Genomic DNA, 22,346 nt, shown 5'->3' with positions numbered 1-22,346 from the left:
CCTAAAAAGAGTAATCATGTTTAAGAATTTTATTAAAAGACCGGTTATGGCGATTGTTGTATCGCTTATAATCATATTTTTAGGGTTATTGTCTATTAAAACATTACCCATATCTCAATTCCCAGAGATTGCACCACCAAGGGTTTTAATTACCTTAGCTTATCCAGGGGCAAGTGCTGAAGTATTAGAAAAATCTTCATTAATTCCTTTAGAAAGAGCAATTAATGGTGTGCCAGGAATGCGATATATTGTTTCAGACGCAACAAGTGCGGGTGAAGCAACGATTCAGGTTTTATTTGATTTAGGAACAGATCCTAATGAAGCTGTAGTTAATGTTAAGAACCGGGTAGATAAAGTAATTAACACATTGCCGGAACTAGTTCAGTTAGAGGGTGTTATTGTACAAGTCGTGCAACCTAGTATGTTAATGTACATCAACGTGTATAGTGAAGACAAACATGCTGATGAAAAGTTCTTATATAACTATGCGAATGTGAATATTATCCCTGAAATCCAGCGTATAAAAGGGATTTCAACAGCACAAATTTTAGGAAACCGTAATTATGCTATGCGTATTTGGTTAAATCCAGACAGAATGCGTGCTTACAATGTTTCTACAGATGAAGTTATGAAAGCGATGGCTGAGCAAAGTCTTATTGGTAGACCAGGACGTTTAGGCCAAGCTACGGGTATAAAAGCGCAATCTTTAGAATATGTATTGGTTTATAAAGGAAGGTTTAATAAGCCCGAAGAATATGAAAATATTATAGTTCGTGCCAATCCAGAAGGGGAGATTATCAAGATTAAAGATATTGGAAAGGTACAATTTGGAAGCGAATTTTTTGATATCTATTCAAATAAAGATGGGCATCCATCTGCAGCAATTCAATTAAAGCAAGTTTATGGAAGTAATGCAACAGAAGTAATTGAAGGAGTTAAACAAAAATTAGAAGAATTAAAAGGCTCATTTCCACCAGGAATGAAATATGAAGTCAGTTATGATGTTTCAAGTTTCTTAGATGCCTCAATAGAAAAAGTAGTACATACTTTGGGGGAAGCATTTGTATTAGTAGCAATTGTTGTTTTCATTTTCCTTGGAGATTGGCGTTCAACACTGATTCCAATTATTGCTGTACCTATTTCGTTAATTGGAGCCTTTATCTTTATGAAGATGTTTGGACTTACCATTAACTTGATTACCTTATTTGCTTTAGTATTAGCCATTGGGGTCGTAGTAGATGATGCTATTGTCGTCGTCGAGGCCGTCCACCTCAAGATGGAGGAAGATCATATTGGTCCATTTAAAGCTGTTCAAAGGGTATTAGGAGAAATTGGAGGCGCTGTTGTTGCAATTACTTTGTTAATGACATCCGTATTTATTCCAGTAGCTTTTATGTCGGGTCCTGTTGGGGTATTCTATCGACAGTTTGCAATAACCATGGCATCATCTATCGTACTGTCTGGTGTTGTGGCGCTTACTTTAACTCCAGTTTTATGCGCTATGATTCTTAAAAATACGCATGGAAAACCTAGAAAGAAAACACCAATTAATAAATTTATTGATGCATTCAATAGATTGTTTGAAAAATTAACAGGAAAGTATACTAACATTCTGACTAAGATTGTTGATAGACGAATTGTTACTTTTTTGGCCTTAGGTGGATTTGCCGTTGCAACTATTTTTGTAAATGAAACATTACCTTCAGGATTTATTCCAGGTGAAGATCAAGGGATGATTTATGCTATTATTCAAACGCCTCCGGGTTCAACCTTAGAAACAACTAATGCTGTTTCTAGAAAATTACAATCAATTGCAGAACATGTGGAAGGAGTACAATCGGTATCATCATTGGCAGGTTATGAAATTCTTACAGAAGGTAGGGGTTCTAATGCCGGTACTTGTATAATCAATCTAAAACCATGGTCAGACAGAAAAAATTCGGTACATGAAGTTATTGAAGAATTAGAGAAAGAAACTAAAAACTTTGGAGCTGTAATTGAATATTTTGAACCACCAGCAGTTCCTGGCTATGGTGCGGCTGGAGGATTATCTTTCCGTTTATTGGATAAAACAAATAGTGGAGATTATTATTCTTTTGATAAAATCAATAAACAATTTATGGAAGATTTAGGAAAACGTAAAGAGTTAACAGGATTGTTTACTTTTTACGCAGCAAATTATCCGCAATATGAAATTATCATTGATAACCAAAAAGCCATGCAAAAAGGAGTTTCTATTGGAGCAGCAATGGAAAATTTAAATATTTTGGTTGGTAGTACTTTTGAACAAGGGTTTATTCGATTTAATAATTATTTTAGAGTATACACGCAAGCAGATCCATCTTTTAGAAGAAACCCAAATGATTTATTAAAATACTACGTTAAAAATGATAAAGGCGAAATGGTTCCTTATTCTGCTTTTATGACGCTAAAAAAACGACAAGGGCCAAACGAAATTACGCGCTATAATTTATACAATTCAGCAACCATTAGAGCAATTCCTGCTAAAGGATATACAACAGGAGAATCCATTAAGGTTATTAACGAAGTAGCTAAAAAAACGCTTCCAAATGGATACGATGTAGCATGGGAAGGATTAACTTTTGATGAAGCTCAAAGAGGTAATGAAGCCATTCTAATTTTTGGAATTGTATTAGTCTTCGTTTATTTTGTATTAGCAGCTCAGTATGAAAGTTTTATTTTGCCATTTGCAGTTATACTTTCTTTGCCAGCCGGAATTTTCGGAACATTCTTCATGTTGAAACTTTTTGGTTTAGCAAACGATATTTATGCACAAGTAGGTTTAGTAATGCTTGTTGGATTACTGGGTAAGAATGCCGTTTTAATTGTAGAATTTGCCGTCCAGAAAACGCAGCAAGGAATGTCTATTTTAGAGGCAGCTATTGAAGGCGCTAAAGTTCGTTTTAGACCTATCTTAATGACTTCATTTGCTTTTATTGCAGGATTAATTCCATTAGTTAAAGCAACTGGTGCAGGAGCTATTGGAAATAGAACTATTGGTACAGCTGCGCTTGGAGGTATGTTGTTTGGAACCATTTTCGGGGTTTTATTAATTCCTGGATTATACTACATTTTTGCCAAATTAGCTGAAGGCAGAAAAATGATTAAAAACGAAGACTTTACTCCGTTAACGGAAGATTACAAATATCTAGATTCTCATAAAGAAAAAAATGAAAAGAAATAATTTTATAAAATCAGTAGTATTAGGATGCACCATCCTAATACTACATTCTTGTGGAATTCCAAAGGTAGCTACACAAGAAAGTAAAGTGACTTTACCAACAAATTATACAGAAAAAACAACTGAAAGTACTAATTCTGGTAAAGTAAAATGGAAAGACTTTTTTGAAGATCCTTATTTGCAAAATTTAATCGATTCTACTTTAGTTAATAATAAAGAATTGAATATTTTGATGCAAAAGGTAAATATGGCTCAAAACGAAATTCAAGCTAAAAAAGGGGAATATTTACCAAGTGTTGGATTAAGTGCTGGTGCCGATTTAGATAAAGTGGGTAAGTTTACTAGAAATGGTGCAATTGAAGAGAATTTAAACATCAGAGAAGATGAGAAATTTCCAGAACCACTAACAAACTACAAATTCGGTTTATACAGTACTTGGGAATTAGACGTTTGGAAAAAACTTCGTAATTCTAAAAAAGCAGCTGTAATGGAATATATGGCTTCTCAAGAAGGTAAGAATTATTTAGTTACGAATTTGGTAGCGGAAGTGGCTAATTCGTATTATGAATTAATTGCATTAGATGCCCAATTGAAAAACTTAGAGCAAAACATCGAGATTCAAAAAAATGCTTTGGATATTGTAAAATTATTAAAAGAGTCGGCTAGAACAACCCTTTTGGCAGTTAAACGTTTTGAAGCTGAGGTTCAAAAAAATCAGAGCGAAATTTACAATCTTAAACAGGAAATAGTAGAGATTGAAAATAAAATTAATTTTTTAGTAGGTAGAACACCGCAACCTGTTTTAAGAGATGCTAGTAGTTTTATGGCAACAACTCCTAAGTTTGTAAGTGTAGGTTTACCTTCAGATTTATTAGAAAACAGACCCGATATCAAACAAGCACAATTGGAGTTGGAAGCTGCTAAATTAAATATTAAAGTTGCAAAAGCTAATTTTTATCCACAGTTTGGATTAAAAGCAGGTATAGGTTATGAAGCATTTAATGCTAAATATCTATTAAACTCTCCAGAATCGCTATTGTATTCTATCGTTGGAGATGCTATTATGCCATTAGTAAACAGAAATGCTATTAAAGCGACTTATAAAACAGCTTCTGCAAAACAAATTCAAGCGGTTTATGAATATGAGCAAACCATTTTAAGAGCTTATACCGAAGTTATAAATCAAATGTCGAAGATTGAAAATCTACAAAATTCATTTAATTTAAAAAACAATCAAGTGGATGCTTTAAATCAATCTATTGAAATTGCGAATCAATTATTTCAATCAGCTAGAGCTGATTATATGGAAGTTTTACTTACTCAGCGCGATGCTTTGGAAGCCAAAACAGATTTAATTGAAACTCGTAAAAACCAAATGCTTACAGTAATTAATTTATACAAAGCGCTTGGTGGGGGATGGAATTAATATTTTTTTGTAATGTAATTGTAAATGAAAAGTCATCTGAAAAGATGACTTTTTTTATTGCACTTCTATTTCTAAAATTTATTTACTATTTTTAATACAAGTTTTTCAATAATAAGATTTTCAACACAATGAAAAAAGATATTACTTTAGTTCTTTCCGGTGGTGGTGCAAGAGGCATAGCACATATTGGTGTTATTGAAGAATTAGTAAAGTTAAATGTAAATATTGCTTCCATTTCTGGAACTTCTATGGGCGCTTTAATTGGCGGAATCTATGCAGTAGGTAAGCTAGAGGAATTCAAGCAATGGATGTTAAAGGTAAATCGAACTAAAATTTTTAAGTTAATCGATTTTAGTTTTTCAACTCAAGGTTTGGTGAAAGGGGAGCGAATTTTTAACGAAATTAAAGAATTTATTACCGATGTAAATATTGAAGATTTACCCATTAAATATACAGCAACCGCTTTTGATATTGCAAATGGGAGAGAAGTTGTTTTTGATAAAGGAAGTTTATACAATGCAATTAGAGCTTCTATTTCTATTCCAACCATTTTTACACCATTAACTTTAGGAGATTCTGTTTTTGTTGATGGTGGTGTTGTTAATAATATTCCGATTAACACAGCAAAAAGAGTTCAAAACGACATAGTAATCGCGGTTAATGTAAATGCTGGAGTAGCAGATGACGTTGTGTATTTTTCAGAAATAGAGCAACTTACAAAACAAGATAAAGGCACTAATAAAACTTCACACAGAATGAATAAAAACGTCAATTACTTTTTTTTAGTTAATAACAGTTTGGTAACGATGACCAATCATATTTCTAATTTAATTTTAGAAAAATATCCACCCGATGTTTTAGTCGAAATTCCAAGAAATGGCGCTGGAATTTTTGAGTTTTACAATGCGAAAACAATAATAAATTCAGGAAAAGAACATTTTATAAATTCAATTCCTGAAATTCAATCTAAAATTTAATTCACTCGATAAACCGGATACTGCAAATGCGCTTTCTCATAGTAAGGCGATTGTCTGTACACCCAATCTAATTGTGCAGCTCCATTTTCAGCGAAAGCTTTGTCGTTTTGTTTCTTTTGTTCTAATTCGGCTTTGATTTTTGGATTTTTATCTAAGAATTCTTTGGCTAAATCTTCAAAAACATAACTTGAAAAATATTCTTTTTGTTGTAAAATAGGATCAAAGAAGTTCCAATTGAAATAACTGTCTACTGCTTCAGGTTCCAAAGTTTCTACTAAGTATTTTACTCCAGGTTGATTCGTGTAAAACACATAATCTCCCATGAAAAATTTCACTTTTTGAGTCGATTTGGAGACTTTCGTATTGTAATGCGCGTAATGCCCTTCGTAAGGCGATTTTGAGGTTTGATAATTTTCAATTTTATACGATTCTACTTCAATAATTGTGTCTTTTTGAAAACGATGTGCATTAATATTGTTCAATTTCAAAATATCCAAAACTTGCCATTGCGATTGCGGAATAACATACGCTTTCGGAATGTTTACGAATTTCGTAGGTTTATAATTCCCATAAAACGGAATTTTCTTGGTAAATGGTTTGCTTTTATCGTAAAATAAGCGGTCTTTTCCTGAAATATCACTTGGTTTGTAACCACCTTGATAGCCTTTAAAATCAATATATGACACTTTCGTTGAATCAATTGCCCAATCTAATGGATATGGCATTCCAGCTTGGTATTCGTTCAAAGCATTTTTTCGCATTTGTTTGATTTTTTGCCAATTAGCGTCGGCGAAATTAATAGTGCTTACCATAAATTCATACGTCACTTTCACACGTTCTTTGTACACTTTTAACATGTGCGTTTCTGGAACAAATCCTAAGGTATGAAACAAAGTCGAATAACCAGTGGCATATCTTGGAGTATCGGTAAACTGTTCAAAACCTTTATCAGGCGTGGTGCTGTGTACATTAACATACGGAACCACATCGATTTTCTTTTTGTTCATGTCTTTCACCACCGAAGGATATAATTCGTTGATGAAATAATTGCCTAATGTATTTCCTAAACGTTCGTGTTGGGTTGCAATGCATGTAAACGTATATTGATAATCCGCCCCATTAGAAACGTGATTGTCCAAGAAAATATCAGGATTTAATTCGGTAAACAACTTTTGAAAACTTCTTGAATTTTTAGTGTCCGATTTAATAAAATCACGATTCAAATCATAATTTCGAGCATTTCCTCTAAATCCATATTCTTCGGGACCATTTTGATTGGCTCTGGAATGCGAATTTCGGTTCAACATACCGCCAACACTATAAACGGGAATTGCAGCAATTAAAGTGTTTTTAGCTGTTTTTATTTTTCCCATAGCCAAATCGCGCATCAACATCATGGTAGCGTCAATTCCGTCAGGTTCACCTGCGTGAATGCCGTTGTTGATTAAAATTACAGCTTTATTTTTAGTAAAATATTCGTCAAAATCAAATTTGCCTTCACTTGAAAAAAGTACTAAATGCAAAGGTTTTCCGCTATCGGTGGTGCCTTTGTAAATCATTTGGATGTTGGCAAAACTTTCGTCTAATTTTTCATAAAACGCAATACATTCCTCATAAGTAGTCGTTTGATTGCCATTACCACGTTCAAAAGGTGTAATGAAATTGTTTTGTGAAAACGCAGAAATCGAGAAGAAAAGTAAACTTATTTGTAAAAAACGCATAGCAGAATTGTATTTGATTTTCAAAAATAAAGAATCTTTTTGAGGTAGAATTTTATAATTCGTAATTTTTAATTAATTGGCTTTATCTTTGCCGCATGAGTCAAAATCCATATTCCAACAATGTACTATTGAATCTTGGTATTCAAAGTTTAAACAAAATGCAAGAAGCAGCCCAAAAGGCTATTTTGAATGAAGATAATATTTTATTGCTTTCTCCAACAGGTTCGGGGAAAACGTTAGCCTTTTTGTTGCCAATTTTTCAATTATTAGAAGAAGACGTAAAAGGTGTACAGTGCTTAATTTTAGTACCTTCACGCGAATTAGGTTTACAAATTGAGCAAGTTTGGAAAAAAATGGGAACGCATTATAAAGTCAACACGTGTTATGGAGGTCACTCGATAGAAACTGAATTCAAAAATTTAAGCAATCCGCCAGCGTTGTTAATTGGAACACCAGGAAGAATTGCCGATCATATAGAACGAGGAAGTTTTGCTACGGATAACATCAAAACCTATGTTTTAGACGAGTTTGACAAGTCGTTACAATTGGGTTTCCATGAAGAAATGTCGTATATCATTGGAAAAATTACAAAAGCAAACAAACACGTTTTAGTTTCTGCGACTTCAGGTGTTGAAATTCCGAAATATACAAAGGTGGTTAATCCGAAAGTGTTGGATTTTATTCCGAAAGAGAAGCAAAATGACAATTTAGATATTCGCATCGTATTTTCGAAATCGAAAGATAAAATTGATTCGTTGTTTCAATTAATTTGTTCGTTAAATTCCGAAGCTGCGATTATTTTTTGCAATCATAGAGAAGCAGTAGAACGTATTCATGATATGTTGACTCAAAAAGGCATTATTTCCACGTTTTATCATGGTGGATTAGACCAAGACGAACGTGAAAGAGCTTTAATTCAGTTCAGAAATGGTAGTGTTTCTTATTTGATTACAACCGATTTAGGTGCGAGAGGTTTGGATATTCCAGAAATGAATCACGTAATTCATTACCATTTACCAGCCAAAGAAGACGAATTCACCCACAGAAACGGAAGAACGGCTCGTATGTTAGCCACTGGAACCGCTTATGTTTTGGTAAACGAAACCGAAAAGAAAGCCGATTATTTTGATTATGGTAAACGTAGATTAGATGTTTCCAATGCGAAATCGTTGCCCAAAGCACCTTTATATCAAACGCTTTACATTAGCGGAGGAAAGAAAAATAAGCTGAATAAAATTGATATTGTAGGTTTCTTTTCGCAAAAAGGCAAATTAGAAAAAGACGATTTAGGCTTAATCGAAGTTAAAGATTTTATTTCGTTTGTAGCAGTGAAATATCCAAAAGTGAAATCGCTATTGCAAAACATCAAAGACGAAAAAATGAAAGGAAAGAAATATAAAATTGAAGTAGCAAGAAAGGTGATTAAGAAAGAGGAGGAGGAAGAAAATCATCCAAAATTTACGTCACGTAAAGAGAATAATAGAAAATAAGAATTTATTTTAATTAAAATAGAGATGAATAGAACTTTAAAAAAGGGAGTAATACTATTTTCTATTGGTTTGTTTATTCTCATAAATCCTTGGTTTTATATTATTAGTATGTTATTTATAGTACCAGGATTGTATCATATTTGGTTTTCAAAAGACAATTTGAAATATAAAATAAAGGGAACATTATTTCCTATCCTTGTTTGGATTCCATTATTGGTAATCTTTTATCAAATTTTTATGAAAAATAAAATGTGATTATAAATTTACAATCATGAATTCTCCAACCTGTCCACTTTGTAATTCCGCTGCAACGCTTTTTTGCGATAAACCCAAGCATTTGTTTTATAAATGTGATACTTGCTATGGGATTTTCAGACCAAAACATACTTTTTTAACTGCTGTAGAAGAAAAAGCACATTACGAAAAGCACAATAATGATGTTTTTGATGAACGCTATCAAAACTTTGTTTCTCCAATCGTAAATGCTGTTTTACAAGATTTTTCTCCAGAAGCTAAAGGTTTGGATTTTGGTTCAGGAACGGGACCGGTGATTGCTAAAATGTTGATGGATAAAGGCTATCAAGTGCAGAATTACGATTTGTTTTTTGCGAATGATGTGTCACTTTTAAATCAAAAATACGATTACGTTTCGTGTTGCGAAGTAATGGAGCATTTTCATCAACCTTATAAAGAATTTGAATTGCTGAAAAGTTTACTTCTTCCGAAAGGAAAATTATACTGTAAAACAGAAGTTTTCAACAATCAGAAACCTTTTGAGAATTGGTATTACAAAGATGATTTTACCCATGTTTTCATTTACCAACCCAAAACTTTAGAATGGATAAAATCCGAATTTCACTTTTCGAATTTAATTATAAAAGAGAAGTTGATTGTGTTTGAGAAATAAAGCACGAATTTCAAGAATTTACACTAATCTTTTTGTGTCAATTCGTGAAATTCGTGTTAGAATTATTTCTTATCTAAAACCGATTCAGGAACTAATTGTGTAATATCGCCACCATTTCTCAACACATCACGAACAATACTTGAAGAAATAAATGAAGTTCGAGCGGCTGTCAACAAGAAAACCGTTTCTATTTTCGACATGACACGGTTGGTATGCGCAATAGCTTTTTCAAACTCAAAATCAGCTGGATTTCGTAATCCACGTAAAATGAAATCCGCTTTTTCTTTTTTACATAAATCGATTGTTAAGCCAGAGTAGGTGATGACTTTAACTTTAGGTTCGTCTTTGAAAGCTTCTTCGATGAAACGTTTTCTATCTTCTAACGAAAACATGTATTTTTTTTCGGCATTAACGCCAATCGCCACAATGACTTCATCAAATAAAGAAACGCCTCTTTTGATAATATCGAAATGTCCGTTGGTAATTGGGTCAAACGAACCTGGAAATATTGCTTTTTTCATAATTACTCTCTATTAACCTCGTAAATCAGATTTTCATCGTATAATTTCTGTAACTCTCTTTTTGATAAAACTTTTATTTCTGAATAATTTTCTTCAATATTAATTTCTTCAAGACCTTTGTAACTATCTAAAGAAAATTTATTCAATAATATATATACACTATCTTTTGTAACCTTATAAACTTTTAAAGTTGAATATTTGCCTTTAATATTTGTTTTATAAATATCGTTTTTCAAAGGTAATTTTATATATTCTTTCTCAAGTTTTGTCATTTCTATACCAGTATAGATTCCAAAAAATAATATGGAGAGTAAAATAATTATCCCTGTAAATTGCCAAATAGGTGTTTTTATTGGGTTTTTACTTCTCTCATATTTAACGGCTTGTTTTATATCGTCACTAAGTTCTTTTAATTTAAATTCTTTTTGACATGAATTACAAAACACTTTTGTTAGTCTTCTTAAAGGAGCTGTTGGAACAATTAAAATTCGACTTATCCCACCGTAAACTCTATATTCTAAATTTTCTCTATTCTTACAATTTGGACAAATTACATTTTTAATTTTTCCAGTTTGAAGAAGTTCATGATGAACTTGAATTTCAACCATATATTACTTCTTTAAAGCCAATTCAATAGCATTTTCAAATAATTCTGGTAATGAAATTCCTGCTTCGCGAGCTTGTTGCGGTAGAATACTTTCAGTAGTTAAACCTGGAATCGTGTTCATTTCTAACATATGAGGTTCATCATTAACTATAATGAATTCACTTCTCGAAAAACCTTTCATTTTTAATACTTCGTAAGCTCTTTTGGCAACCGTCTCAATTTTTACTTTCAATTCATCCGAAATTCTTGCAGGTGTAATTTCTTTCGATTTGCCTAAATATTTCGCTTCGTAATCAAAAAAGTCGTTTTCCGATACGATTTCGGTAATAGGTAAAACCGTAACATTTCCCTTATAATTGATAACTCCAACAGAAACTTCAGTTCCGTCAAGGAAACTTTCAATGATGATTTCGTCGTCTTCTTTGTAAGCGTTTTCAATAGCTGGAAGAAATTCTTCTTTAGTTTTTACTTTCGAAATTCCGAAACTGGATCCTGATTTATTTGGTTTTACGAAGCAAGGTAATCCAACTTTTGCTAAAATTGAATCAACGTTAATTTCATCACCTAAATTCAAATAATAAGATTCCGCCGTTTTGATTCCGTAAGGTTTTAAAACCGATAACATATCGCGTTTGTTGAACGTTAAAGCTGCTTGATAATAATCACAAGAAGTTTGAGGAATATTCAATAATTCAAAATAAGCTTGCATCAAACCATCTTCACCTGGCGTTCCGTGAATTGCATTAAAAACCACATCAAAATTGATTTTCGTTCCATTTACGGTTACTGAAAAATCGTTTTTATCCACTGGGAATTCGGCATCATTTTCGTCAACATACACCCATTTTTCCTTGAAAATATGAATGCGATATGGATTGAATTTAGCACGATTAATATTGTTAAACACAACATTTCCGCTAGTTAACGAAATTTTGTACTCGCTAGAGTAACCTCCCATGATAATGGCAACGTTTTTCATTTTGAAATTCTAAAAGTGATACACAAAATTACATTATTTATTGAGATTTTACGTTCTTTTATTCGATTACCAAAGAAATATTTTTGCAATTCATTCGTTTTAAATGGGTGAAGAAATCAAAATGAATTGCTTCGTAAATTCTTTTTGAATTTTATATCTTTGTCAAAATATCATTTTGTATGAGTTTATTTAAATATTTAACTAGTAGAACATTTTTTACTCAAGTTTTTTTAGCCGCTGCAATAGTTGTGGGTTTTACTTTTTTAGTGATTCAGTTTTTAGATTTTAGAACCAATCATGGTCAGGAAATCAAAGTGCCTGATTTATCTAAAATGAAACTAGAAGTAGCTGAAGAAAAACTAAACGAATTAGATTTAGAGGTTTTTTTGTTAGATACAGTTGAATTTAATGCTGATTTTCCTCCTTTTACGATTTTAGAGCAAGATCCAAAAGCAGGAAGTTTGGTAAAAGACGGTCGTAAAGTCTATGTGAAATTAAATGCAGGTGAATTTACTGATATCACGATTCCTGAATTTAAAGATAAAACGTTCCGACAAATTTCGGCTACTATAAAATCGTTAACTTTAAAAGAAGGAAAAATTACTTACAAACCGCATATTGCGAAAGATGTGGTATTACAAATCTACCAAAATGGAAGACGTTTAAGAGCAGGAGATAAGGTAAAGAAAAGTTCAACATTGGATTTTGTATTAGGTGATGGAAAAGAAGTGTTTAATGAAGAAACATTTAGTTCAGAAGAACCAGCAGATACTTTACCACCTGTGGAAGAAGGAGTAACAGAACCAGTAGAATTTAAAGAAGAGAATGGCGGATTATAATGTAGGAACTGAACTCGAAGACGAGTTATACGAACATCATCGTTTTGAAGCAAGTAAAGGACAATCGGCTTTGCGTGTGGATAAATTTTTGATGAACATGATTGAAAATACCACCCGAAATAAAATACAACAAGCAGCAGAAAATGGTTCCATTTTAGTGAACGATGTAGCGGTAAAATCCAATTACAAAGTAAAAGCAGGTGATGTGGTGCGTTTAGTTTTAGCACATCCAACTTACGAACAATTGCTAACACCTGAAAATATTCCTTTGGATATTGTATATGAAGATGATCAATTGTTGGTGATTAATAAACCAGCTGGAATGGTAGTGCATCCAGGTCATGGAAATTATTCGGGAACTTTGGTGAATGCTTTGGCATATCATTTTAAGAATTTACCAATGAATAGTTCGGAAAGACCAGGTTTGGTTCACAGAATCGATAAAGATACCACAGGCTTATTAGTAGTTGCAAAAACCGAACACGCAATGGCTTATTTGACGAAACAATTTGCTGAAAAAACTTCGGAAAGAGAATACATTGCCTTAGTTTGGGGAAATATTGAAGAAGACGAAGGAACTGTGGAAGGTAATATCGGTCGTCATGATACAAATCGAATGCGAATGGCGGTTCATGAAAGTGATGAAAAAGGAAAACACGCAGTAACACACTATAAAGTTTTAGAACGATTTGGATATGTAACTTTAGTTTCATGTCAATTAGAAACAGGAAGAACACATCAAATTCGTGTGCACATGAAACACATTGGTCACACACTTTTTAATGATGAACGCTATGGAGGTGATTCCATTTTAAAAGGAACGACTTTTACGAAATATAAACAGTTTGTTGAGAATTGTTTCAAAGTGTTGCCTAGACAAGCACTTCATGCCAAAACATTAGGATTTGAACATCCCATCACAAAAGAATTTTTACGTTTTGATTCTCCAATTCCACAAGATTTACAAGAATGTATTGATAAATGGAGGGTTTATTCAAAAGCACAAACATTTTCAGAAGAATAATAAAAAGCCTCAATTAGAGGCTTTTTTTATTATAAATACTATTTAACTTCAAATTTTGTAAAGGTTTTTCCATTGAATTTACAAATTCCATCTGCATCGGTTCCAAACCAAAGTTCACCGTTTACATCTTTGTAAATAGTGTTAATAGCATTACTTGTTAAACCCTCTTTAGTGGTAAAGTTGATTAAATTATTTCCATCGTATTTCCAAACACCTGCATCGACGGTTCCAATCCAAAGATTTCCATTATTATCTTCGTTTATCGAATATACACGCGCCAATGTATTTGGATTAGATTTTCCGGCTACTCTAAATTCGGAATTGCTTAGGTTTTTTTCTTCTGAAAAGTTAACTAACGAAGTTCCATCATATTTGAACAATCCAGCTCCATTATTCCCAAACCATATATTTCCTTTACTATCTTCAAATAATGCCAGAACAGCAGGACCTTGTAATCCTTTATCAGTAAACCAAGTAAATGATTTTCCATCGTAGCGACAAACGCCTTGTGCTTGTGTTCCAAACCAAAGATTACCTTTAGAATCTTTTAAAATGCAATAAACAGCATAGCGACTCAAGTTAAAAGGAGAGCTTTGTAAATGTTTGCTTTCATAACTTAGAGGTAAATAGGAAATTGAATTTTCGTCGTATCGATAGGCTCCACCACCAGTATAAAACCATAAATCATTTGGTTCTTTTTTCCAATCGTTGATGGAAAGTTGGTTTAGTTTTAAATTTTCTTTAGAAGTAAAAGAGGTGAAAGTTTTTCCATCAAAACGACTAACGCCAAATAAACCGGTTCCAAACCAAATATTTCCCAAATTATCTTCTTGAATAGTTAGTATTTGATTGTTTGAAAGTCCGTCATTCGTAGTAAATTGAATAATAGTTTTTCCATCATAACGAAATACTCCAGCATCATTCGTTCCAAACCAATAAGCACCGGTTTTATCTTGATAAATGCTGCGAATACTTTTATCTATTTCGCTAACAATATTGTTTTTAAATGAACTAATATTGAATTTATCATTAGTAATTACGTTTTGAACGGTTTCGTTTTTAGAATCTTTTTCGTTTTTATTTTGTCCGTTGCAAGAAGTAAAAATTAGAAAAAGAAGTAAAATAGAAAATTCACTTATTTGTGCTAAAACTGATTTTGAATTTTTCATTTTACTGAATTTGTATGAGTATAGTCAAATATACAAATAAGTTTGAATACATTCTTAGTTATAATACTATAATAAAATCTTATAAAAGCGATAAACTAACATTTACTTATTTTCGTACTTTTGAAAAACAGAAAGAATAAACTATGAAAATTGTTATATCACCAGCTAAATCTTTGAATTACGAAAGTCCGTTACCATTTTCTAATTACACGGAACCTGCTTTTTTATCGAAATCGGAAACCATTCAAAAAACGTTAAAAAAGAAAAAACCGAAGCAATTAATGGAGCTTATGGATATTTCTGAGAAGTTGGCCGAATTAAATTGGCAACGTAATCAAGAATGGAGTGTTCCTTTTACACCTGAAAATGCTCGTCCTGCTATTTATGCTTTTGATGGTGATGTTTATACAGGATTAGACGTATATTCGTTACCAACAGAAAAAGTAGCTGTTTTACAAGAAAAATTACGCATTCTTTCAGGTTTGTACGGACTTCTAAAACCTTTAGATTTAATGCAACCCTATCGCTTAGAAATGGGAACTTCTATTGCTATCGGAACCAAGAAAAATCTTTACGAATTTTGGAAAAAGACTATCACAGATACTTTAAACAAAGAACTTACAAAAGATGAATTGTTTCTAAATTTAGCAAGTAATGAATATTTTAGTGCAGTTGACACCAAAGCATTAAAAGTTCCAGTAATTACGCCAGAATTCAAAGATTATAAAGACGGAAAACTAAAAATGATAAGTTTCTTCGCCAAAAAAGCAAGAGGTTTGATGGTACGTTATATTATCGATACCAATGCAGAAACCATTGAAGATTTAAAAGGTTTTAACTATGAAGGTTATGCTTTTGATGCGAATTTGAGTAAAGGAAATACTTTAGTTTTTACAAGATAAACAAATCCCGAGTTAGGCTCGGGATTTTTTAATTATGCTATCTATAAATTTTGAAATGTCTGAAATCGGATTTTCCTTCAAAAAGTTGATAAATGCACTTCCAATTATAGCACCTTTTTGATATTTCGTCGCTTGTTCAAACGTTTCTTCATCTTTAATTCCAAAACCAACAATTTGAGGATTTTTCAAGTTTAAATTTGAAATTCGTTTGAAATAATCCATTTGCGCCGAACCAAATCCTGATTGACTTCCAGTAACGGCAGCCGAACTCACCATATAAATAAAACTATCGGAAATCGCATCGATTTGTTGAATCCTTTCTTCCGAATTTTGTGGCGAAATCAAAAAGATGTTTTTTAAATTGTACTGTTCAAAAATCGCTTTGTATTCTGTTTCGTAAACGAATAGTGGTAAATCGGGAATAATTAAGCCATCAATCCCAACTTCAGCACATTTTTGACAAAATTTCTCTATTCCAAATTGCATCATCGGATTAAAATAACCCATGATGATTAAAGGAATTTGAACGGTTTTTCTAATGTCTTTCAATTGTTCGAATAGGAGTGAAGTCGTCATGCCGTTTTCGATAGCAATTGTAGAACTTTCTTGAATGGTTGGTCCATCGGCTAATGGATCAGAAAAAGGTAACCCAATTTCAATCATGTCGACACCATTTTTTTCCAATTCCTGAATAATGGAAACAGTGTCGTTTATTTGCGGAAATCCTGCTGTGAAATAAATGGAAAGCAGTTTTCTATCTTCTTGTAATTTTTGGTTGATTCTGTTCATATTATTTGTTTTAGGCTAATCACTTTTCACTTATTACTATTCGCTAAACTTAAAATAATCGATATACGTATTCAAATCTTTATCGCCTCTTCCAGATAAGTTGATAACAACAATATCATTAGGTTGGAATTGTTTTTTATCCAAAACTGAAAAAGCATGAGCCGTTTCAATTGCTGGAATAATCCCTTCTGTTTTTGATAAATCTAATCCAGATTGCATGGCTTCGGAATCTGTTATTGCGATGAATTCCGCTCTTTTGGTATCGTGTAAATGAGCATGAAGCGGACCAACTCCTGGGTAATCCAATCCAGCGGAAATAGAGTAAGGTTCTGTTATTTGACCATCCTCAGTTTGCATTAATAAAGTTTTACTTCCGTGAATGATTCCGATTTTCCCTAAAACAGAAGTCGCAGCACTTTCTCCCGATTCAACTCCATGCCCAGCCGCTTCCACAGCAATTAATTTCACCGATTCTTCGTCTAAAAATTCGTAAAAAGCTCCAGCAGCATTGCTTCCGCCACCAACACAAGCGATAACGTAATCAGGATTTTCTTTCCCTTCTTGAGCTAATAGTTGGGATTTAATTTCTTTAGAAATCACACTTTGAAATCGTGCCACCATATCGGGATAAGGATGAGGTCCCACTACAGAGCCAATGATGTAAAACGTATCAATCGGATTATTAATCCAATCGCGAATCGCTTCATTAGTAGCATCTTTCAAAGTTTTCGAACCCGATGTTGCTGGACGAACTTCTGCGCCCAACATTTTCATGCGAGCTACGTTTGGTGCTTGTCTTTTGACATCGACTTCACCCATGTATACAATGCATTCTAATCCCATTAAAGAGCAAACCGTTGCTGTTGCTACACCGTGTTGACCAGCGCCAGTTTCGGCAATAATTCGGCTTTTGCCTAAACGTTTGGCGACTAAAATTTGACCGATGGTGTTGTTGATTTTGTGTGCTCCAGTGTGACATAAATCTTCTCGCTTCAAGTAGATTTTGGTGTTGTATTTTTTGGATAAACGTTTGGCAAAATACAAAGGCGTTGGACGACCCACAAATTGTTGTAATAAGTCGTTAAACTCCTCTTTAAAAGAAGGTTCGGCCATGATTTTTAAGTAGTTTTCTTTTAATTCCTCAACATTGGGGTATAACATTTCGGGAATAAATGCGCCTCCAAATTGGCCGTAAAATCCGTTTTCATCAACATTATACTTAGTTTTCATATAGCAATTTTTTAAATTTTTGTAATTTGATTTTATTTTTGATTCCAGGTTTTTTTTCAAAACGACTGTTAACATCAATTCCATAGCACTTATTTGCAGCGGATGATTTTAGAAATTCTTTTAATCCGTCAATTTCTGTATTTCCAATTCCACCACTTAAAAAGTAAGGAATAGTGTAGTGATAGTTTTCCAAAACATTCCAATCGAAAGTAATTCCGTTTCCTCCTGGTAATTTTCCTTTGGTATCAAAGAGAAAATAATCGACAGTAAATACATATTCTTTTAATTTTGAAAAATTGAATGTCGAATCCATAGAAAAAACTTTGATGACTTCAACACCGAGTTTTTTTACGTTTTTACAAAAAATAACCGACTCATTTCCATGTAATTGAATGACGTCTAATTGATATTGATTAATTTTTGCAGCAATTTCTTGTATGGAAGCATCTACAAAAACTCCAACTTTTTTTGTGGTTTCAGAAAGTTCAGGAATAGCGTCTAAAGTCATATTTCGTTTTGAATTTTCCCAAAAGATTAAACCAAGATAATCAGGTTGTAAAGTCGAAATTTCCGTGATGTTTTCCGAATCTTTCATACCACAAATTTTTAGTTTTATGTTTTTCATGACATTAATTTTTGAATGAATCGTTTAGCTTCCAAACCCGGATTTTCGGTTTTCATGAAATGTTCTCCCATTAAAAAGCCTTGATAACCATATTGTTGTAATTCTTTAACTGCATCAATAGAACTAATGCCACTTTCTGAAACTTTTACAAATTCATCTGGAATTTTTGTAGCTAATTCTTTGCTGTAATTCAAACTCACTTCGAAGGTTTTTAAATTGCGATTGTTCACGCCGATCATATCTAAACTTGACATAATCGATTTTTCCAATTCCTCCAAATTGTGAACTTCCAATAATACTTCCAATCCTAAACTTTGAGAAAATTCAGAAAGTTGTTTGATTTCTTCTCGAGTTAAAACCGCTGCAATTAGTAATATTACATCGGCTCCGTGCGCTTTGGCTTCCAAGATTTGGTATTCGTCAACAATGAATTCTTTTCTTAATAACGGAATATTAACCGAAGCTTTTGCTAATAACAAATCTTCCAAACTCCCACCAAAATATTTAGCATCGGTTAAAACAGAAATTCCACAAACTCCAGCATTTTGGTACCCTAAAACTACATCTTCTACAGAATGATTGTTGTTTATAATAGCTTTTGATGGTGAACGACGTTTATGCTCTGCAATAATTCCAGAAACACTATTTTTCAAAAGTTTACTTAATGAATAGGTTCGTGAGTTGAACAAAACTGAAGTTTCTAATTGTGAAACTGGAATAATGTTTTTCTTTAATTCGACTTCTCGTTTTTTGTCGGTGATGATTTTATCTAAAATGTTCATGATTAATTACTTATTGCGATTAATTTTTTCAATTTTTCCAATGCTTTTCCACTTTCTAAACTTTCTTGCGCTTTAGCTAAAGCTTCTTCATAATTCGATTTTTCAACGGTTTGAATTGCGATTGCAGCATTAGCACAAACCACATTGTTTTGAGCCGTGGTTCCTCTTCCAGAAATCACATCGAAGAATATTTTTGCAGATTCGTCTACGGTTATTCCTCCTTTGATGGTTTCAAGTTTACATTCAGGTAATTTGAAATCGGATGGTTTTAAAATTTGTTCGGATGCGTTGGAAATGATTTTTACTTCATCGGTTAATGAAACTTCGTCAAAACCACTTAATCCATGTAAAATGGAGTAGTTGGTAGATGTGTTTTGGTATAAATACGCATACATTCGAGCCAATTCCAAACTAAAAACCCCCACCATTTGATTTTTTGGAAACGACGGATTTACCATCGGTCCCAACATATTAAAAAACGTTTTCACGCCTAACTCTTTTCGAATCGGACCCACATTTTTCATGGCAGGGTGGAAGAGTGGTGCGTGTAAAATAGCGATATTCGTTTCTTCAATGGATTTGGTTAAGAAATCGGAGTCATTAGTGAATTTTACGCCCATTTTTTCCATCACATTGCTAGATCCTGAAATCGAAGAAACCCCATAATTTCCATGTTTTGCGACTTTAATTCCAGCTCCAGCTAGTATGAAAGAAGCTAAAGTTGAAATATTAAAGGTGTCTTTTCCATCACCACCAGTTCCACACAAATCGATCGTATTGTAAGCGGAAAAATCAACAGGAATGCACAATTCTAACAAAGCTTCTCGGAAACCTGCTAATTCTTCAATAGTAATGGATCGCATCATGTAAACTGTCATAAAAGCAGCTATTTGACTTGGATTATAACTTCCTGAAGAAATATTGACCAAAACATCTTTAGCTTCTTCTTTGGTTAGGATTTCATGTTGAATTAAACGATTTAATATATTTTTCATGTGTTTCGAATTTTAAAATTGGACATAAGTTGGGCTGTACTTCACTTATTTTGTGTTAGTGAAGCAATAAATTAAGCGTGTATGTTGTTGTTAATTAATGGCTAAGCCAATTTTCTAGGATTTTTTTTCCGAAAGGAGTTAAAACACTTTCAGGATGATATTGAACGCCTCGAATATCAAAATGTGCGTGTTTCATCGACATGATTTGATCGTTTTCATCAGTAGAAGTTACGATTAAATCGGTAGGAAGATTTTCATTGGAAACGACCCAAGAATGGTAGCGACCCACTTCGAATTCGTTTGGTAAATCGTTGAAAATAAAATCATCTTCCGTTTTTGTGACTTTGGTTGCCACACCGTGATACACTTTTTCTAGGTTGGTTAAAGTTCCACCAAAAACTTCTCCGATAGCTTGCAAGCCTAGGCAAACTCCAAAAATACTTTTAGTAGCAGCATATTTTTTGATAACTTCTTTCAACAAACCCGCTTCGTCTGGAATTCCTGGCCCTGGAGAAAGAAGAATTTTATCGAATTTTTCCAATTCATTCAACTCAAATTCATCGTTTCTAAAAACGGTTACATTCGCATTCAAATCCTCTAAATAGTGGACTAAATTGTAGGTAAAACTATCGTAATTGTCTATAACTGCTATTTTCATGATGTTTTTCTGTCTAAATGTTTTCTGCTAAATCTAAAGCTTTTTGTAAAGCACCTAATTTATTATACACTTCTTGCATTTCGTTTTCTTCGGAGGAACTTTCAACTATTCCGGCTCCAGCTTGAAAATGTAAGGTGTGATTTTTACTCAAAAAGGAACGAATCATAATGGCATGATTGAAATTACCTTCAAAATCTAACACTCCGATGGCTCCACCGTAGAAACTTCGGCTGGTTTTTTCTATGTTTTCAATCAATTGCATGGCTTTTACTTTTGGTGCTCCGGTTAATGTCCCTGCTGGGAATGTCTTCGCAACTAATTCCATAAAAGTATGATTTTCTTTTAATTTTCCGGATACTTTTGAAACCAAATGAATCACGTGAGAGAAAAACTGCACTTCTTTGTATTTTTCTACTTTCACATCGTAGCAACTTCGGCTTAAATCATTTCTTGCTAAATCGACTAACATTACATGTTCGCTGTTTTCTTTGGTATCTTCACCTAATTTTTTAGCTAATTCGGCATCTTGTTCGTCGTTTCCGGTGCGTTTGAATGTGCCTGCGATGGGATGAATTTCAGCAAAATTGTTTTTGATTACCAATTGTGCTTCGGGCGATGAACCAAATATTTTGAAATTTCCATAGTCGAAATAAAACAAATAGGGAGAAGGATTTACGCTTCGTAAAGCTCTATAAACATTGAATTCGTCACCTTTAAAACCTTGTGAAAATCTTCTAGATAAGACCAATTGGAAGACATCGCCACGTAAACAATGTTTTTTGGCTAAAGCAACATAGTTTTTGAATTCGTCATCAGTTAAGTTTGACGTTCCGCTTCCTGATTTTTGGAAGGAAAATGAAGCAAAATTTCTCGCTTGCAATAATTGTTCGATTTCAGCGATATTGTTGCTTCCGTCAAAGCTATGACAGAATAAATATGCTTCATTTTTGAAATGATTGATCGCGATGATATTCTGGTAAACAGCATAAAAGATTTCGGGAATTTCGTTTTCTGTTGATTTTTTAGCAATCGAAACTTTCTCAAAATACTTAATTGCATCGTAAGCTAAATAACCAAATAATCCTTGTGTAATGAATTTAAAATCTGACTTTTCGGTTTGGAATTGGTTTGAAAAATTTTCGATTTCTTTCGCTACGTTTACATTGGAATCAATTGGAATTATCTCTGAAAAGCCATCTGGAAAATTCGTTTCAATTTTTTGATTTTCCACTTTGATAGAAGCAATCGGATTGAAACAGATGTACGAAAAACTGTTTTCATTTGCATGATAATCCGAACTTTCCAATAAAATGCTATTCGGGAATTTATCGCGAATTTTTAAATAAACACTCACCGGCGTAATGGTGTCGGCAAGAATTTGTTTGTAGTTGGTATGTAATTTATATTTTTTCATGTGATTTGAATTTTTGGCAATAAAAAAAGGCTTGTCGTGATTGACAAGCCTTTTCTATGTATTGGTTTTAAATTATACTATAGCAGGTT

The 22,346-nt window shown here is 33.0% G+C and carries 20 protein-coding genes; 8 read left to right on the top strand and 12 right to left on the bottom strand.

Annotation, left to right across the window (positions count from 1 at the left end; genetic code table 11):
- The first annotated feature begins 16 nt into the window (after positions 1-16).
- The 3 genes from BP92_RS0104880 to BP92_RS0104870 all read left to right on the top strand — a co-directional run bounded on the left by BP92_RS0104880 (position 17) and on the right by BP92_RS0104870 (position 5,605).
- The gene (locus BP92_RS0104880; RefSeq protein ID WP_026725022.1) at positions 17-3,205 is read left to right on the top strand and encodes an efflux RND transporter permease subunit; all 3,189 of its coding nucleotides are present in this window, start codon (positions 17-19) and stop codon (positions 3,203-3,205) included.
- Positions 3,192-4,628, top strand: a complete 1,437-nt coding sequence (locus BP92_RS0104875) for a TolC family protein (RefSeq protein ID WP_026725021.1) — start codon at positions 3,192-3,194, stop codon at positions 4,626-4,628. Before BP92_RS0104880 ends, BP92_RS0104875 begins: the two co-directional genes overlap by 14 nt.
- Before the next feature lie 128 nt (positions 4,629-4,756).
- Positions 4,757-5,605: a patatin-like phospholipase family protein gene (locus tag BP92_RS0104870; protein ID WP_026725020.1), complete on the top strand. Its 849-nt coding sequence runs from the start codon at positions 4,757-4,759 to the stop codon at positions 5,603-5,605.
- Here the strand turns inward: BP92_RS0104870 and BP92_RS0104865 are convergent.
- A complete protein-coding gene (locus BP92_RS0104865; protein ID WP_026725019.1) occupies positions 5,602-7,326 on the bottom strand; it encodes a M14 family zinc carboxypeptidase in 1,725 nt (574 codons plus the stop codon). The genes BP92_RS0104870 and BP92_RS0104865 overlap by 4 nt on opposite strands.
- Before the next feature lie 95 nt (positions 7,327-7,421).
- On the opposite strand from BP92_RS0104865, the gene BP92_RS0104860 reads away from it, so the two are divergent.
- Together BP92_RS0104860 and BP92_RS0104850 are read left to right on the top strand one after the other, a co-directional pair.
- Positions 7,422-8,816 (top strand): DEAD/DEAH box helicase, encoded by a 1,395-nt coding sequence (locus BP92_RS0104860; RefSeq protein ID WP_026725018.1) that lies wholly within the window; start codon positions 7,422-7,424, stop codon positions 8,814-8,816.
- A 271-nt stretch (positions 8,817-9,087) separates the two neighbouring features.
- Complete coding sequence (locus BP92_RS0104850; protein WP_026725016.1) at positions 9,088-9,723, top strand: class I SAM-dependent methyltransferase; 636 nt, start codon at positions 9,088-9,090, stop codon at positions 9,721-9,723.
- 62 nt (positions 9,724-9,785) lie between these two features.
- Here BP92_RS0104850 and coaD read toward each other — a convergent pair whose 3' ends face one another.
- The 3 genes from coaD to BP92_RS0104835 are packed head-to-tail and all read right to left on the bottom strand — an operon-like array spanning position 9,786 to position 11,830.
- Positions 9,786-10,244, bottom strand: a complete 459-nt coding sequence (gene coaD / locus BP92_RS0104845) for a pantetheine-phosphate adenylyltransferase (protein ID WP_026725015.1) — start codon at positions 10,242-10,244, stop codon at positions 9,786-9,788.
- Between the two features lie 2 nt (positions 10,245-10,246).
- Positions 10,247-10,852, bottom strand: coding sequence for a hypothetical protein (locus BP92_RS0104840; RefSeq protein WP_026725014.1), 606 nt, complete (start codon positions 10,850-10,852; stop codon positions 10,247-10,249).
- 3 nt (positions 10,853-10,855) lie between these two features.
- Positions 10,856-11,830, bottom strand: a complete 975-nt coding sequence (locus BP92_RS0104835) for a D-alanine--D-alanine ligase (RefSeq protein WP_026725013.1) — start codon at positions 11,828-11,830, stop codon at positions 10,856-10,858.
- Positions 11,831-12,009: 179 nt separating this feature from the next.
- Here BP92_RS0104835 and BP92_RS0104830 point away from each other — a divergent pair, with 179 nt between their 5' ends.
- Positions 12,010-12,669, top strand: coding sequence for a PASTA domain-containing protein (locus BP92_RS0104830; RefSeq protein WP_026725012.1), 660 nt, complete (start codon positions 12,010-12,012; stop codon positions 12,667-12,669).
- Positions 12,656-13,693 carry an RluA family pseudouridine synthase gene (locus BP92_RS0104825; protein WP_026725011.1) on the top strand — a complete coding sequence of 346 codons (1,038 nt, stop codon included), beginning with the start codon at positions 12,656-12,658 and terminating at the stop codon, positions 13,691-13,693. The genes BP92_RS0104830 and BP92_RS0104825 overlap by 14 nt, the downstream gene beginning before the upstream one ends.
- Before the next feature lie 38 nt (positions 13,694-13,731).
- Here BP92_RS0104825 and BP92_RS15800 read toward each other — a convergent pair whose 3' ends face one another.
- Complete coding sequence (locus BP92_RS15800; RefSeq protein WP_051604394.1) at positions 13,732-14,862, bottom strand: ligand-binding sensor domain-containing protein; 1,131 nt, start codon at positions 14,860-14,862, stop codon at positions 13,732-13,734.
- Between the two features lie 143 nt (positions 14,863-15,005).
- Here BP92_RS15800 and yaaA point away from each other — a divergent pair, with 143 nt between their 5' ends.
- A complete protein-coding gene (yaaA, locus tag BP92_RS0104815; RefSeq protein ID WP_026725010.1) occupies positions 15,006-15,764 on the top strand; it encodes a peroxide stress protein YaaA in 759 nt (252 codons plus the stop codon).
- 12 nt (positions 15,765-15,776) lie between these two features.
- On the opposite strand, the gene trpA is transcribed toward yaaA, so the two are convergent.
- The 7 genes from trpA to BP92_RS0104780 form a co-directional block, all read right to left on the bottom strand.
- Positions 15,777-16,553 carry a tryptophan synthase subunit alpha gene (gene trpA / locus BP92_RS0104810; RefSeq protein ID WP_026725009.1) on the bottom strand — a complete coding sequence of 259 codons (777 nt, stop codon included), beginning with the start codon at positions 16,551-16,553 and terminating at the stop codon, positions 15,777-15,779.
- Between the two features lie 36 nt (positions 16,554-16,589).
- Positions 16,590-17,783, bottom strand: a complete 1,194-nt coding sequence (gene trpB / locus BP92_RS0104805) for a tryptophan synthase subunit beta (protein WP_026725008.1) — start codon at positions 17,781-17,783, stop codon at positions 16,590-16,592.
- Complete coding sequence (locus tag BP92_RS0104800) at positions 17,773-18,408, bottom strand: phosphoribosylanthranilate isomerase (protein ID WP_026725007.1); 636 nt, start codon at positions 18,406-18,408, stop codon at positions 17,773-17,775. Before BP92_RS0104800 ends, trpB begins: the two co-directional genes overlap by 11 nt.
- Positions 18,405-19,190, bottom strand: coding sequence for an indole-3-glycerol phosphate synthase TrpC (gene trpC, locus BP92_RS0104795; RefSeq protein ID WP_026725006.1), 786 nt, complete (start codon positions 19,188-19,190; stop codon positions 18,405-18,407). Before trpC ends, BP92_RS0104800 begins: the two co-directional genes overlap by 4 nt.
- A gap of 2 nt (positions 19,191-19,192) precedes the next feature.
- The gene (gene trpD, locus BP92_RS0104790) at positions 19,193-20,185 is read right to left on the bottom strand and encodes an anthranilate phosphoribosyltransferase (protein ID WP_026725005.1); all 993 of its coding nucleotides are present in this window, start codon (positions 20,183-20,185) and stop codon (positions 19,193-19,195) included.
- Between the two features lie 94 nt (positions 20,186-20,279).
- Positions 20,280-20,846: an anthranilate synthase component II gene (locus BP92_RS0104785; RefSeq protein WP_026725004.1), complete on the bottom strand. Its 567-nt coding sequence runs from the start codon at positions 20,844-20,846 to the stop codon at positions 20,280-20,282.
- 10 nt (positions 20,847-20,856) lie between these two features.
- Positions 20,857-22,257: an anthranilate synthase component I family protein gene (locus tag BP92_RS0104780; RefSeq protein ID WP_026725003.1), complete on the bottom strand. Its 1,401-nt coding sequence runs from the start codon at positions 22,255-22,257 to the stop codon at positions 20,857-20,859.
- Between the last annotated feature and the right edge of the window lie 89 nt (positions 22,258-22,346).

This window comes from Flavobacterium sasangense DSM 21067 (assembly GCF_000686885.1).
GTDB lineage: Bacteria > Bacteroidota > Bacteroidia > Flavobacteriales > Flavobacteriaceae > Flavobacterium > Flavobacterium sasangense.
This window is presented reverse-complemented; position numbering and strand designations above follow the sequence as displayed.

Coding starts and splice junctions, on each gene's coding strand:
- BP92_RS0104880 (WP_026725022.1), top strand. CDS start 17: ATGTTTAAGAATTTTATTAAAAGACCGGTTATGGCGATTGTTGTATCG.
- BP92_RS0104875 (WP_026725021.1), top strand. CDS start 3,192: ATGAAAAGAAATAATTTTATAAAATCAGTAGTATTAGGATGCACCATC.
- BP92_RS0104870 (WP_026725020.1), top strand. CDS start 4,757: ATGAAAAAAGATATTACTTTAGTTCTTTCCGGTGGTGGTGCAAGAGGC.
- BP92_RS0104865 (WP_026725019.1), bottom strand. CDS start 7,326: ATGCGTTTTTTACAAATAAGTTTACTTTTCTTCTCGATTTCTGCGTTT.
- BP92_RS0104860 (WP_026725018.1), top strand. CDS start 7,422: ATGAGTCAAAATCCATATTCCAACAATGTACTATTGAATCTTGGTATT.
- BP92_RS0104850 (WP_026725016.1), top strand. CDS start 9,088: ATGAATTCTCCAACCTGTCCACTTTGTAATTCCGCTGCAACGCTTTTT.
- coaD (WP_026725015.1), bottom strand. CDS start 10,244: ATGAAAAAAGCAATATTTCCAGGTTCGTTTGACCCAATTACCAACGGA.
- BP92_RS0104840 (WP_026725014.1), bottom strand. CDS start 10,852: ATGGTTGAAATTCAAGTTCATCATGAACTTCTTCAAACTGGAAAAATT.
- BP92_RS0104835 (WP_026725013.1), bottom strand. CDS start 11,830: ATGAAAAACGTTGCCATTATCATGGGAGGTTACTCTAGCGAGTACAAA.
- BP92_RS0104830 (WP_026725012.1), top strand. CDS start 12,010: ATGAGTTTATTTAAATATTTAACTAGTAGAACATTTTTTACTCAAGTT.
- BP92_RS0104825 (WP_026725011.1), top strand. CDS start 12,656: ATGGCGGATTATAATGTAGGAACTGAACTCGAAGACGAGTTATACGAA.
- BP92_RS15800 (WP_051604394.1), bottom strand. CDS start 14,862: ATGAAAAATTCAAAATCAGTTTTAGCACAAATAAGTGAATTTTCTATT.
- yaaA (WP_026725010.1), top strand. CDS start 15,006: ATGAAAATTGTTATATCACCAGCTAAATCTTTGAATTACGAAAGTCCG.
- trpA (WP_026725009.1), bottom strand. CDS start 16,553: ATGAACAGAATCAACCAAAAATTACAAGAAGATAGAAAACTGCTTTCC.
- trpB (WP_026725008.1), bottom strand. CDS start 17,783: ATGAAAACTAAGTATAATGTTGATGAAAACGGATTTTACGGCCAATTT.
- BP92_RS0104800 (WP_026725007.1), bottom strand. CDS start 18,408: ATGAAAAACATAAAACTAAAAATTTGTGGTATGAAAGATTCGGAAAAC.
- trpC (WP_026725006.1), bottom strand. CDS start 19,190: ATGAACATTTTAGATAAAATCATCACCGACAAAAAACGAGAAGTCGAA.
- trpD (WP_026725005.1), bottom strand. CDS start 20,185: ATGAAAAATATATTAAATCGTTTAATTCAACATGAAATCCTAACCAAA.
- BP92_RS0104780 (WP_026725003.1), bottom strand. CDS start 22,257: ATGAAAAAATATAAATTACATACCAACTACAAACAAATTCTTGCCGAC.